Source organism: Undibacterium pigrum (genome assembly GCF_003201815.1).
Classification (GTDB): domain Bacteria; phylum Pseudomonadota; class Gammaproteobacteria; order Burkholderiales; family Burkholderiaceae_D; genus Undibacterium; species Undibacterium pigrum.
This window is the reverse complement of the sequence record NZ_QJKB01000005.1, coordinates 86,202-99,585: the sequence shown is the minus strand read 5'-3', so window position 1 is coordinate 99,585 and position 13,384 is coordinate 86,202. Positions and strand designations below refer to the sequence as shown.

Here is a 13,384-nt window from a genome sequence, read left to right as displayed (position 1 = left end):
TGAACTCCAGTTCGCTTATCGACGACCCGCTGACGTCAAACGAAACATGGCAATTATCACATTAATCTGGATGTGCATTTGCAGGGTGAGAGCCTCTTTTGCGGGTAGGCGCCCCTTAGCACCTGTGACGAATTGTAGGCGCGCATCTGGATTTCGTCAACTGATAGCAAATCAGTAATCACGAATGCAAGGCCGGCAAACTGGCAAGTGATACACCCAGAATGACCAGCACAGCGCCAATAAAACGATTCAATATCACTTGCTGCCTAAGCATACCTGCACGCAGGCGATGATCTGAAAAAAACAGGGCAACCAGGCTGAACCATATCCAGTGTGCGACTGACATGAACAAACCATAGCCAAATTGTGCCAGCAGGCTGGTATCAACTTGCACGACCTGGGTATAAGTACTCAGGACAAATAAAGTGGTTTTTGGATTGAAGGCATTGGTCATGAAACCTGCACGCAAGGCCGCCAGATTATTCAAAGACTGCCCTTCTCCGGCTTCTGCATTCACGACAGCGCGGGCAAAAAAAGTCTGGTAACCGATATAAATCAAATAAATCGCACCGATGATCTTGATGGCGAAATACAGGCTGGGGGATTTGGCAATCAACAGCCCCACACCCAACATGGTGTACATCACATGCACTTGCACACCCAGTGCAATGCCGCTGGCAGCCAGCAGGCCCGCACGGCGACCATACAGATAGCTGTTCCTGGTGACCATGGCAAAGTCAGCACCAGGGCTGATGACAGCCAGAATGGTGATGATGGCGACGGCAATGAGTTCTGTCATTTTTTTCCTCAGCATAAGAAATATTTAATTGTGATTAAAAATCACACATGCTTGTATTCTGAAGCACAGCATCAATTATAAAAATCGATATATACTCAGATATATCATTGAGAAAATCTCACAAATGTCAAATCACCTACCCTCTCTGAATGCGATACGCGTGTTTGAAGTCGCCGCACGCCATTTGAGCCTGGTCAAGGCTGCGGAAGAATTACATGTGACTCACGGTGCAGTCAGCCGCCAGATAAAGCAACTGGAAGAAAACCTGGGCCTGGAATTGTTCGAACGCCGCAATCGCGCCATCTTTTTGACACGCGCCGGGCTGAGCCTGCAAGGCACTTGCACTGACATCATGCGACAACTGGAAGCAGGTTTGCGCCAACTCAGGCAGACCGATGATCAGCCACTGGTGGTCTCTTGCGAACCAACGATAGCCATGCGCTGGCTGATCCCGCGCCTGGGTAAATTCAGACAGTTACACCCTGAGCTGGAGATTCATTTATTCGCTGCTGGCGGTCCTGTCGATTTGCGGCACGGGCATATAGACCTGGCTTTGCGGCGCAATGATTTTGTCTGGGATGCAAACTACCATGCAGCCAAAGTCGCCCGTGAATTGATCGCCCCGGTCTGCACACCAGGCCTACTGAAACAAGGCAAACTGCAACTGAATCAGCAATGCCTGCTGCACACAGCAACCCGCCCCGATGCATGGCCGCAATGGCAAAAGCTCAGCAGACAAACTGCACGTAGTAAAAGCCGGGCGACCTACGAACATTTTTACCTGAGCCTGCAGGCAGCTTGCGCTGGCCTGGGTGTCGCCATGGCATCGGCCTATATGGTGGAAGATGAAATCCGCAGCGGGCAACTCATCGCACCCCATGCTTTCATGGAAGACGGCACTGACTACGTCTTGCTGTCAGCCCTGCCCTTTGATGAAGACCAGCGCCGTCTGGCGTTTCTGGAATGGTTACAGCAAGAATTGGAAGTGACGGCGCGAGCCGTCACTGGTGCACCTCAGTAAAATACATCAGTGAAATGTATCAATAAACGCTGGGCTCACCAGGAGGGCGGGTTTTGAAACGCTTGTGTGCCCAAAAATATTCGGCTGGCGCCTTCAGGATTTCCTGCTCAATGAAGGCATTCATATACCGTGTAGCCGCCACGATATCTTCACCCGGATAATTTTGCCATGGCTCGTGGAAAGTCACTTTCCAGCCTTTATAGTCAGGCAAAATCGTGGCGATGACGGGGATGACCTTGGCACGGGTAGTGGCAGCAATTCTTGGCACGGCTGTCAATGTTGCCGCGGGTACGCCAAAGAAAGGCACGAACTCGGCATCCTTGGCCCCAAAGTCCATATCCGGCAGCATAAAGAAAGGCAAGCCTTCGCGCATGGCACGGATAATTGGCTTGACACCTTCAGCGCGGGAAAACAATTTTACCGGCCTGAAGCGCGAACGTCCCTTGCGCAAGGCCTCATCAAACACTTTGCTGCGCTGTTGGGTATAAATCGAACACAGCGATGATTCCAGCATGACTGCCACGCCCGCCACATCAAGACTGACGAAATGCGGGCACATCAAAATAGTCGGGCCATCGGCCATTGCTGCCATGGGCACGGCAGGGTCTATCTGTATCAGCCGATTGAGGCGCGCTTCTGAAGCCCACCATAATATGCCGCGTTCAAGCACGCTGCGGGCATACACCTGGAAGTGGCGTTTTGCGATGGCCAGACGTTCAGCTTCGCTGAGTTGCGGCAGGCACAGTGATAAATTTGTCAGCGTGATATGCCTGCGCTTCTTGATCAGCATGAACAGCAAGCTGCCCACGCCCTCACCCAGACGCCCCAGCACCGGCAAAGGCAGCCAGTGCAACACCCACATCAAGCCCAGCACTGCCCTCATGCCTGCCCCTGGTCAAAACGGGACTCAGGCGCATCTACGCCATCCGGCTTCTTGTAGCGGTTATAACTCCAGAAATATTGCGCAGGTGAGCGGGCGATCAATTTTTCCATGCCACGATTGATGGCACTGGCCTGGGCCACCGGGTCTGTGCCCAGTTCCTCTTCAAAAGGCACGAAACGGATCACATAACCGCGCCCGCCGGGCAGGCGTTCAGCATAAGTCAGGATGATGGGGGCATCAGTCATGCCATGCAATTTGGCAGACAAAGTCATGGTATAGGCGCGCTTGCCAAAGAATTTGGCCCAGACGCCTTCACCTTCCTGTGGCACCTGGTCGGGCAGCAAACCTATGGCCTCGCCTTTTTTTAGGGCCTTGGCCATGATGCGCACGCCAGACAGATTCGCGGGTGCCAGCAAGAGGTTATCACGCGCCCTGGCGCCTTCTATCAAGGGTTTTAAGGCTGCCTGGCGGGGTGGCCGGTACAGGACAGTCAGACGGGTGCGTACCGCGATGCTTTGGGCGACAATTTCAAAACAACCCAGATGAGGTGTCAAAAAGATCACGCCTTTTTTGCCATCCAGCGCAGTTTGCACCAGTTCCCAGTTTTCTATGGTTGCAGTCTTCAACACGCGCTCTGGTTTGGCGCACCAGATGAAGGGCAGCTCCAGGATATTCTTGCCAGCCTCGCGCACAGCCTCATGCAAATGGCCGGGAAAACCGGCGCGGCTGATATTCTGCTTCAGGCGACGGCGATACGATCCTGACAGCAAATAAACTATCCAGCCCAGTGCGGCTCCGGAAAAATGCAAGACCGACAATGGAAAAATGGAAAGGAAACGAAACAAAGTGACAAGCATGATGCTGCTCAATTATCAGTATAATAATAAGGGTATATTCGACAGACTATGCAGAACGAGCGTAAAATATCACACATTGGCTGGCTTGATTATATAAAGCTGGTCACCGCCGAGTTAACAGACAACTTGCGAGGCGGTTAATAAAACTCGCTAAAGCGTCGCAGGACTCTTCCGACTGCGGCACATTTATTACGGTCAATTTTTTATAGGAGCCTGCGATGGCTAATGATTTTCTTTTCACCTCTGAATCGGTATCCGAAGGACACCCGGACAAAGTCGCCGATCAGATTTCCGATGCAATTCTCGATGCGATCTTTGAACAAGATCCACGTTCCCGCGTTGCCGCTGAAACCCTGACCAATACCGGTCTGGTGGTTCTGGCTGGTGAAATCACTACCAATGCCCACGTTGATTACATACAAGTAGCACGCGACACCATCAAGCGCATTGGTTACGACAATACTGAATACGGTATTGACTACAAGGGTTGCGCGGTACTGGTTGCCTATGACAAGCAATCCAACGATATCGCCCAGGGCGTAGACCAGGCGTCTGATGATCACCTCAACACTGGTGCTGGTGACCAGGGCCTGATGTTTGGTTATGCCTGCGACGAAACACCAGAACTGATGCCTGCGCCAATTTACTACGCGCACCGTCTGGTAGAACGCCAGGCACAATTGCGCAAGGATGGCCGCCTGCCTTTCCTGCGTCCTGATGCCAAGAGCCAGGTCACCATGCGTTATGTCGATGGCAAACCGCATAGTATCGATACTGTCGTGCTGTCCACCCAGCATCACCCTGACCAAAGCGAAACCTCAACCAAGATGAAGCAGTCTTTCATTGACGCTGTCATTGAAGAAATCATCAAGCCAGTCTTGCCGAAAGAATGGTTGCGCGATACCAAATTCCTCATCAACCCGACTGGCCGTTTCGTTATCGGCGGCCCACAAGGTGATTGTGGCCTGACTGGCCGCAAGATCATTGTTGATACCTACGGCGGTGCCTGCCCTCATGGCGGTGGCGCTTTCTCTGGTAAAGATCCTACCAAGGTTGACCGTTCTGCTGCCTATGCTGCCCGTTATGTCGCCAAGAATATCGTCGCTGCCGGCATCGCCCGTCAATGCCAGATACAGGTAGCTTATGCGATTGGTGTAGCGCGCCCGATGAACGTGACTGTCTACACTGAAGGCACAGGCGTCATCCCTGACGACCAGATCGCCGCTTTGGTGAACGAGCATTTTGACCTGCGTCCAAAAGGCATTATCCAGATGCTGGACTTGCTGCGCCCTATCTATTCCAAGACAGCAGCTTACGGCCACTTTGGTCGTGAAGAGCCAGAATTCACCTGGGAACGTACCGACAAGGCAGCAATTCTGCGTGCCGCTGCCGGATTGTAATGTCTTGATTGTTTTAAGTAATAGGTAGCACTGGGAGTAGAAGCAAGAATGCCGGTTGTTCTTTTTAGAAGTAAGTTCTGCGCATCTCGCTGCAAAAAACTCGGTGCTTTGTTTGCGGTGGCTGGCCTGTTGGCCATGCCATCTGCAAACAGCCTGTCTGCTACGCCAACACCTTCATCTGCCTCAGTTGCACCATCTCTTCCGGCCAAGTCAGGCGCAAAACCCAAAACCATCAGCGACTGGTGTACACCCCTGGTAGCGCGCCTGCCCAAGGTCAGCCTGGCTGACTGCAAGAACAGCAAGCTCAGCCCCACTGGTGCCAATTCTCTCAATGGTTTCCCGGTATTGTTCCGCGATATAAAGGCTGATGCCAAGCACCCGCAAGCCATACGCGTGCTGCTGCTGGGTGGCATACACGGCGATGAACAAACGGCTTCTTCCGTCGTGTTCAAATGGATGGAAGCCATGCAAAAAAGCCCGCTGGAATTCAACTGGCGCATAGCTCCTGTGGTGAATCCTGATGGCTTGCTAGCCCCAAAACCACGCCGCATGAATGCCCGCGGCATAGACCTGAACCGCAATTTTCCTACCCCGAACTGGCAAAAAGAAGCGCCCAGCTACTGGGCCCGCGTAACCCGCAGCGACCCACGTCGCTACCCAGGCAAAGCCCCCATCTCGGAGCCAGAAAGCCGCTGGGTCTATGAAACCATAGAGAGGTACAAGCCCGACGTCATCATCTCGGTGCACGCGCCTTTTGGCGTGCTGGATTTTGACGGCCCGGCCACACCACCGAACCGCTTTGGCCGCCTGATCTATAACCGTGTCGGCGTCTACCCCGGCTCACTCGGTAACTATAGCGGCATCCACAAAGACATCCCTGTCGTTACTATAGAATTACCGAATGCCACGCAGATGCCACCGGACGCTGAAGTACAACGCATCTGGCAAGACATGCAGACGTGGATACGTCAAAACGTGGCAGCGCCGCTGAAGACAGCAAAAAATTAATCGGCACTGACCGATCAGGCCACCAGCTTTTCTTTCTCTTAAGGCTTAAGCTTAAGAGTGGCATAGTAATTCTTCGCTATCCAGCAGCTCAGCACCAGAAACACAGCAATGCACACCTGCAAATAAAATATCGATGCAGCCCTGTCATGAAACTGGAAAAAACCCTGGCCATTGTAGGCTTCAGAAAAATAATCCATGCGCACGCCGATTGAATAATTCGAAATAAAGTGAAAAACGATGGCGCATAACAATGAGCGATACTTGACTGTGACTGCAGCCATCGCTACCGCAAACATGAAATGGTGAGCGTACTGCAAATTTACTATATTCCCAGAGTGATGGGCCAGTGAAAACAATGCACTGGATATCAATATCGCCCATTCCAGCCGCATGTATTTTTTTAAACCTGCCAGCACATAGCCACGAAAAAATATTTCCTCTGCGGCCGCTGCTCCCAAAGTCAACAACAGGGATTGATAATGAATGGCATATGTCTGCTGGAACGAGATGACATTATTCCAGTATAAAACCAGGACAATGACGGCAAACATCAAAACAGGATAAACCAGCTCGGGCCAGCGCGAATCGCCTTCCGCATAGCGAAAAACAGGATAGGCCCCGGTCTTTACATGTAAATCTTTTTCACAGAAAATATAATAGGTGACGAAAGTCATACTCACTGCCACCACCAGGAGTGAGTTAGTCGCTTTCTCATCCAGCTCAGAGAGCACAGCGATAAGACCAAGCATAATTGCGAATGCAAGAGTCAGAAATACATTGGCAAGAAAATTCCTTACTAGCGTCTTCATCTGTTTTTATTCCCGGAAATTGTCAAGCTTCATAGCGAATGGTATTTCAACGCTGTACTTTTATGCCCATATCTCCAGCATTGAGATCACTGATCACCTCAAATTTCCCCTGCCCTGCACTTTGGAACAGTATGCTGTGATTCTGTTGATTAGCCTTGCTCAATATATGGATGGCACCAAAATCATCCTTGACGCGGTATAACCAGAGTAAAAAATCCTGGGGTATTTTCCCGCCACTGCGGGCAACAATTTTATTGAAAAATTCTTCCGTCTGCTCTTTCAAAAATTCACTATCCCTGGACGTGAGTGGTCTCAATATCAGGCGGGTCGTCCCGCCTTCAAGCCTGGGCAACAAGGTGCGTTCATACCCATATAAGAAAATCGTGGCGCAGGCAAATGCGCAATTCCCTCTGGCAAAGGTATGCAATTGATACTGGTCTATCAAAGCCAGCATCTTATTGGTCAATGCGATTTCATTCTTATGGATACCATAGGAGTTTACAATTTCAATTTCCCGCATGGACGGGTGTGCCTGTAACTGTGCTTCCAGATCCTGGATTTTTTCTGCAGTCAAAAAACTCGTCATGATGTAACGTGTTTTATTTTCTTGTGCAAATACTGTGGAACAAAACACCAGCAAGACGTAACAGATAAGTTTTTTCATAGTCTGGATCACATCCCGCGTTATTCTTCAGTGTCTATACCAAGTTCAATCAAACTCTGACTGGACATGGCCTGCAATTGATCGCCATATCTGGCTTGAAAATAAATGTATTTACCATCAGCACCAGGCTTCTGTTTGATGATGATTCCACCATGCCTGTCAGTCGTCAGGTACATTTTCTTCAACACTTCCTGAGTGATTTTATTAGCGCTGCGGTTGCTTATCTCCTGAATGTATTTATCAGTAGAAAAACTCACGACTTCATTCATGCTCGCATTAAAAATGGGATGCAATTTGAGGATGGTTGGATTATCTTCCGTGCCGTTTAACAGAGTGCGTTTATGTCCCATCAAGAAAATGAAGGCACAAGTGGAATCACAAAAACCGCGGGCATAGGTATGCAATTTCAATTCATCAATCTTGAGCTGGAATAAATTGACGATGGAATCAGCATAGCCACTTGAACCGTTGGAGTTGAAAAATTCCAGCTCACGAATAGCAGGATTGAGTTTTAATGCTGCTTCAAAAGTCCGGTAGGTATCCAGAGTCAAGGAATCTGATATGCGATACCTGACCTGCGTAGTCTGCGCATCAGCAGCGCCTACATAACAAGAAAGAATGAGAGCCAGCAAACATAGTAATTTCATTGACCATCCCTGATGATTACAAGTCTTACACAAACCATACCTTGAAAAGACAGCGCGCACTCAGCCACAGTGGTACTCAATAAACGATATCCATAATGGAGATTCACAAATGAAAGTCGCTTTCCAACTACTCCAATTTTTTAATTTCTTCTCGCTCGTCCAGGCCAAATGAAATCAAGCGGGGGATCTTGTCGGGGTGCAGTTTTTTCAGATAATCGGTTTCGGCATAGCCTTCAGGTGCTGAAATATTTTGGATATTCATCTTGTTCATGACAGCGACAGTCGCAACCCATTCGTTCCCTGAATGCACAGGCTCCTGGCCTAACCTGGTTACATACTCATTGACATTGATTTTTTTAAAAAATTGCCTTTGCTCAGACAGCAGTCGACTAGAATTTTCATAGCGCAATTTTTCATTTTCCAGATACTCTGCTTGTTCTCTGGATGCTTTTCCACTTAGCGACAATGCCAAGTACTCATCATATTTTTTTATCTTTTCCAGAAAATTCTTTTGTTCAGCACTTCCATGCCAGATTACCAGGGACGAAGAGTGGATGGTCTTTTTCCTTGCCGCTGTAAATATGTAATTTGCACATGAAGACATGCACAAACTCCTGACTTCGACATCAACCTGATTGTCATATACCCAGTGTCCGAATAGGATGCCATAGTGCACATTTCCACCTCTGGAAGTAATGACGAGCCTATCTATTTTCTTGTCTGCGGCAGCAGAAATGAACTCATTGACCGTTTCATCAATATCACCCAAATACAGACCAATATTGCCTGCAAATAGGAATTTTGCAGGCACCTTATTTTGTGCAGGCGAATTATCATCCGCCATTGTCGCGGCTGACAATGCGGTGAGCAGTAATGTGATCGCGACTTGCGTGTATATTTTCAAGGACATGTGATTCAAATTAATTAATATATGTAAATTTTTTAGAAATATTTTTACTGAATGGAAATTGCCGCACTGGTGCATTTCGCTTTCCATAGACTATCTTTAAAGAGCATGTTTTTTTCTGTTTCCTGGCTCGACTTCAGCAGCAAGCCAGGCGAAAATCAAAATTGCCATTGATCGCATTCCCAGATAACTCTTCGATCTCAGACTTGGTCGGGATATACCACCCAAAAGTTTGATTGTCGGTCTTATTAATAAAATCGAGCATTTTTGGTTTCCCTGAAAAATAATCTTCATCCCGTTTCTTTGCCCATGCGTAGGCAAGCATGTAAAAAGGATTAAATCGGTCCCAGCTCGTCTTTCCTAGCCAAAACCTGGCAATGCCGCCGTGGAATCCAAGTATGCCATTGATACTTCGTTTTTTTGCAGACAAGAAAAAGATGTTCGCACATGCCGAAAGACAGTATCCATCGACTTCTATTTCCAGATCATCGTCCTGTATGAGTTTGCCTATCTTGTACGAGTCAACTGCGTCGCCACCAAGGCTGTTAAACACCAGGCGTTTGGTAATGCCTTTCTTGTACAGCGACATAAATTCGGCGTATGATTTTTTCAGAATGACATTGCCGTGAAACCTGAGAGTATGCTTATCAACAGAAATCCAGCCACAAGGATTTGGATGAACACAGTTAGCCTGCAAGAATTTTTCTGTGGCTCCGGCAAATTCAGGGGTAGTATTTATTTTTCTTGGTTCAGCGTATGTGGATGGCGCCAGAAATACCGACAATATAAAACATAAAATGGACCGGCAAATAAAATGGTCGTGATTGAAAAAATTTCCTTGATATTTCATTGAGTCAAATCCAGGAACCAAGACTGCTTTCTTCAGAAATGACTTGATAATTTATCGTGCTTACGATTTTTCTTCTGATACTGTCTATGTCTGAAAATCAGAAAACTTGCGCATCGCCAGCAGCTTGATCGTGTAATCTTTTATATAGCTAAGCAAAACCGCAAGCATGAATGCATCCGCTATATTGATGGGTGAGTCTTTCCAGTTTTTGACTGCCAGTAAAAAAATGATCGCAAAAAGAAAGAGCAGGCCATATCCTATGGATTCCGGTTCTGCAGGCAGAGTCCTGGCATTAAGCTTTTCATGCTCCTTGAAGCCAACGTAGGCATAAAAAACCACGAAAGCCAGAGCTGGCAGCCAAAATGCCAGTAGCGGTGCCTTGGTCAGAATCGCTTGCGTCACATAGTAAATCAGCACAGAAATATTGCAGAAGATAAGCCCATAAAACATCATTTTCTTGTTGCGGATATTATGTGTTTGCTTTGAATTCATACTCTTTTCTTAAACAATGACAAGGTCAGCTATGTAACTGCCAGGCTCGTGGTAAGTGGCATTATTGAAAGCATAAATGAAAGCCTTCCATTAATGTTAAAAACAGTTAAAAATATATTTAAGTCAATTATTACCACTATTTGATTTAGCTTTGCTAGAATCGCGCGCGCTGAAAAAGTCATACTTAAAACAAGCAGGGCCGTAGCAAGTTCTTGCTACGGCCCTGCTTGTTTTATCGGACGGTTAAATCAACGCAAACTGATGGTCTGCCTCTTCCATGCTGGGTCTTGCCACTTGTAGAACACGTTCAAAGACCCTGGCTTGTCAGCACCATTTTCTACTTGCAGGCTATCCATGCTGACGACTTCAAAGCTCTTTTTGAAGCGGCCTTCGATTCTGGCTTCGCGTGCAACCAGCATCTTGTTCGTACCTGGCACCCAACCGGCAAATTCTGCATAGCCAAGTTCAGGGTCGCTATTGGCAGGTGGCAGGATGTCGATGACCCAGCCCTGGCTGGTCTGGTGGAATAACCAGAGTTCGCGCCAGCTTTCCATGGGTTGTACGGCCAGCGTCAGCGCACTGTTTTGTGCATTGGCACGGGCAGATGCGGCCCAGACCACGCTATAGGTACAACGTTTTGCCAGAGGTGTTTTGGCATCGTGCTTGGCATCTGTCAGCATGACGCAGGTTTCACCTGGCTGGCCCGGGGCGGTGATGATATTCAGGCCCGGTGTGGGGGCGGCGGCAGGTTCTGCTGCCCAGCGGGTGGTGCCTACGCGCACGCCAGCGTCGGCATAGGCATTGACGTCTTCGTCAGTGAATTCTTCTTTATTGACGGCTGCCAGTTCTGTCAGGGCACGGTTGGCGGCATCATCTACCCTTTCGCCTTTGCGGGCGCGCTGGAAGGCAATGCTGGACCAGACGCTGGCCTTGCGCATGCGCATGCGGTTTTTCAGGTACTCGGGCAGGCTGGTGGTGTTGACGCGGTCGAGCACATCGGCGCGCCATTGATCGAGAGCATAGCGCTCTCCAGGGCGCATGGCAGGGTCTATGCAATCCTGCCTGGTCAATGCCAGGGCGGCGCGGGCTTTCTGATCGGGTGTGGCATTCATGGCCAGCACACGGCGGAAGGCTTCGCCGTCATAGCAGAGTTGCATACGGCCTTCGCGTTCATAACCCTTGATGTTGATGCCGTAATTGGCGACCACTTCCAGATGGGCGGCAATGGTGGCTTCGTTTTGCTTGGGCTGTTTACTGGAAGCACGTTTTGCCAGACGTTCTGCCATGCTGCCAAGCGCATCAAATGCTTCTGCACTGATGTTTTTTGTTGGCGCTGCCTTGAGGTAGGCAGCGGTATAGCTGATGCCCATTGCTTCTGCACCCGGTGTATCGCGCAGGAAGCGGATGACGGCGAAGGCATCCGGGGCATCATCAGGCTGCATGGACACCAGGCGCACTTGTGAAGCCTTGATATAACCAGCACGTTCGCGCCTGTGGTCATACACTTGCAGGTAGTCGAGTTTTTCACCGCGGATTTCCAGGCTGTCGCCCTGCCAGAGTATGGCTTGTTGTTGCGCGCCATCCTTGGGGGCAGCACGCAATTGTGCCTGGTCTTGTGTGACAACAGCGAGCACGGCGACAGCAGCTAAAGTAGCAAACATGATTATTGGCTTTCCTTGTTTTCGTTGGCGGTTTCTGCTTCGGTTTCTGTACCTGTTTTTTGCTGTGCAGGTTTATTGTTTTTGCCAGCACCCAGCAAGGCTGCGCCTATGAAACCACCATCAGCCGGTGGGGGGGCAATGATGACGGAAATCTTGTCAGACAATTTATCGGCCATGGTTTTTTGTATCAGCAGCGGGTGCTTGGTCAGCAGGGCTCCATCACGCTCCATTTGCGAGCTGGTGACCTTGCCTACCAGGTCTTGCCTGTAGGCCTCGGCATCAGCCAGTTTGCGACGTGAATCAGCCTCACCCTGGGCTTCGATGATGCGTGCCTGGGCCGTGCCTTCCGAGGTTTTGATGCGGGATACTTTTTCTGCCTCGGCTTCAAGCTTGCGCTGTTCTATCTGCTTTTGCTTGAAAGGCAGGACATGCTTCATGGCTTCTTCCTCTGCTCTTGCTGCAATGATTTGTTCATTGCCTGCAGCCTCGGCGGCTTTTTCGCGCTTGATCTTGTCGGCATCGGCTTCCAGCGCAGTTTGTTTGACTTGCTTGTCTTTGAGTTCAAGGGTGTAGCGCATTTTTTCGCTTTCCAGTTCTTCGGCCAGCAGCTTTTCCATGCCACGCTTGTAGTTGGCTGGCAGATCAACCTTGCCCATCATGACGCTGCGCAAGATGATGCCGTCAGCAGCCAGCCTGGGTTTTAACTCAGCTTCTATCTGCTTCTGGATTTCTGCACGCTTGCTGGAAAATATCTCGCGTACTGTATACAAGGTGAATGCCTTGTAGATGACGCCCTGTACTGCCGGTTCAACGATGTCGTTATTGATGTTTTCTGGCAGGCTGGTGGACATATTGGTCAGCTTGGTCGGGTCAACGGCATACCGTATGCTCAGGTCTACGCCAAGCGACAAGCCTTCCACCGACTGGAAAGGCGCATCACCATCAGCGCGGCTGCTGCGGGTTGGCCTGTATATCTGGTCTTGCAGATTAAACAGACGCAGTTCATGCAGGCCAGGCACGACTATCAGTGCACCATCACGCACCTGATCAGCATGGCCAGTCAGTTGATTGATACGTACACCGACTTCACCACGTGAAATATGCTTGATTGGCGGGTGGGTGCTGATGGCATAGATAGCACCACCAACCAGGCTGAGGACCACCAGGCGCTTGAAAGTAACTTTACTGGTGAGACCAGATTCTGACGTGACCCTGGCCCCCGCCTTGATTCCCGACGCGCTTTTACTGAAAACGGAAGACAAGGTGGATCTTACGGCTTGTACCAGGGATTTGATACGGTCAGACATGATAGCTCTCCAATGAGTAGTAACAGGTTCTTAGGGTCGGTGCAGCAGTATTTGCTGCTTCCCTGAAACACATCATGCG

The 13,384-nt window shown here is 49.5% G+C and carries 14 protein-coding genes; 3 read left to right on the top strand and 11 right to left on the bottom strand.

Going from position 1 to position 13,384, the window contains the following annotated elements; translation table 11 throughout:
* Positions 1–178: 178 nt before the first annotated feature.
* Positions 179–799, bottom strand: coding sequence for a LysE family translocator (locus tag DFR42_RS15910; RefSeq protein WP_110256002.1), 621 nt, complete (start codon positions 797–799; stop codon positions 179–181).
* 124 nt (positions 800–923) lie between these two features.
* On the opposite strand from DFR42_RS15910, the gene DFR42_RS15905 reads away from it, so the two are divergent.
* The gene (locus DFR42_RS15905; RefSeq protein ID WP_211324324.1) at positions 924–1,820 is read left to right on the top strand and encodes a LysR substrate-binding domain-containing protein; all 897 of its coding nucleotides are present in this window, start codon (positions 924–926) and stop codon (positions 1,818–1,820) included.
* Positions 1,821–1,839: 19 nt separating this feature from the next.
* Here DFR42_RS15905 and DFR42_RS15900 read toward each other — a convergent pair whose 3' ends face one another.
* Together DFR42_RS15900 and DFR42_RS15895 are read right to left on the bottom strand one after the other, a co-directional pair.
* On the bottom strand, positions 1,840–2,703 hold the full coding sequence (locus DFR42_RS15900; RefSeq protein WP_110256001.1) for an LpxL/LpxP family acyltransferase: 864 nt from the start codon (positions 2,701–2,703) through the stop codon (positions 1,840–1,842).
* Positions 2,700–3,560, bottom strand: coding sequence for a lysophospholipid acyltransferase family protein (locus DFR42_RS15895; protein ID WP_110256000.1), 861 nt, complete (start codon positions 3,558–3,560; stop codon positions 2,700–2,702). Before DFR42_RS15895 ends, DFR42_RS15900 begins: the two co-directional genes overlap by 4 nt.
* A 218-nt stretch (positions 3,561–3,778) precedes the next feature.
* On the opposite strand from DFR42_RS15895, the gene metK reads away from it, so the two are divergent.
* Together metK and DFR42_RS15885 are read left to right on the top strand one after the other, a co-directional pair.
* Positions 3,779–4,960: a methionine adenosyltransferase gene (metK, locus tag DFR42_RS15890; protein WP_110255999.1), complete on the top strand. Its 1,182-nt coding sequence runs from the start codon at positions 3,779–3,781 to the stop codon at positions 4,958–4,960.
* A 135-nt stretch (positions 4,961–5,095) separates the two neighbouring features.
* Positions 5,096–5,968, top strand: coding sequence for a M14 family zinc carboxypeptidase (locus DFR42_RS15885; RefSeq protein WP_110256247.1), 873 nt, complete (start codon positions 5,096–5,098; stop codon positions 5,966–5,968).
* A gap of 38 nt (positions 5,969–6,006) precedes the next feature.
* Here DFR42_RS15885 and DFR42_RS15880 read toward each other — a convergent pair whose 3' ends face one another.
* From DFR42_RS15880 to DFR42_RS15845, 8 genes are all read right to left on the bottom strand, one after another.
* Positions 6,007–6,717, bottom strand: a complete 711-nt coding sequence (locus DFR42_RS15880; RefSeq protein ID WP_170133550.1) for a CPBP family intramembrane glutamic endopeptidase — start codon at positions 6,715–6,717, stop codon at positions 6,007–6,009.
* Positions 6,718–6,823: 106 nt separating this feature from the next.
* Positions 6,824–7,441 carry a hypothetical protein gene (locus DFR42_RS15875; RefSeq protein ID WP_110255997.1) on the bottom strand — a complete coding sequence of 206 codons (618 nt, stop codon included), beginning with the start codon at positions 7,439–7,441 and terminating at the stop codon, positions 6,824–6,826.
* 20 nt (positions 7,442–7,461) lie between these two features.
* Positions 7,462–8,088, bottom strand: coding sequence for a hypothetical protein (locus DFR42_RS15870; protein ID WP_110255996.1), 627 nt, complete (start codon positions 8,086–8,088; stop codon positions 7,462–7,464).
* A gap of 127 nt (positions 8,089–8,215) precedes the next feature.
* Positions 8,216–8,998 carry a hypothetical protein gene (locus tag DFR42_RS15865; protein ID WP_110255995.1) on the bottom strand — a complete coding sequence of 261 codons (783 nt, stop codon included), beginning with the start codon at positions 8,996–8,998 and terminating at the stop codon, positions 8,216–8,218.
* Positions 8,999–9,131: 133 nt separating this feature from the next.
* On the bottom strand, positions 9,132–9,845 hold the full coding sequence (locus DFR42_RS15860; protein ID WP_110255994.1) for a hypothetical protein: 714 nt from the start codon (positions 9,843–9,845) through the stop codon (positions 9,132–9,134).
* Positions 9,846–9,929: 84 nt separating this feature from the next.
* Entirely contained in the window at positions 9,930–10,337 is a 408-nt protein-coding gene (locus DFR42_RS15855) for a hypothetical protein (protein ID WP_110255993.1), read from the bottom strand.
* Positions 10,338–10,585: 248 nt separating this feature from the next.
* Positions 10,586–12,004 carry a hypothetical protein gene (locus DFR42_RS15850; protein ID WP_110255992.1) on the bottom strand — a complete coding sequence of 473 codons (1,419 nt, stop codon included), beginning with the start codon at positions 12,002–12,004 and terminating at the stop codon, positions 10,586–10,588.
* Entirely contained in the window at positions 12,001–13,305 is a 1,305-nt protein-coding gene (locus DFR42_RS15845) for an SPFH domain-containing protein (RefSeq protein ID WP_110255991.1), read from the bottom strand. Before DFR42_RS15845 ends, DFR42_RS15850 begins: the two co-directional genes overlap by 4 nt.
* Between the last annotated feature and the right edge of the window lie 79 nt (positions 13,306–13,384).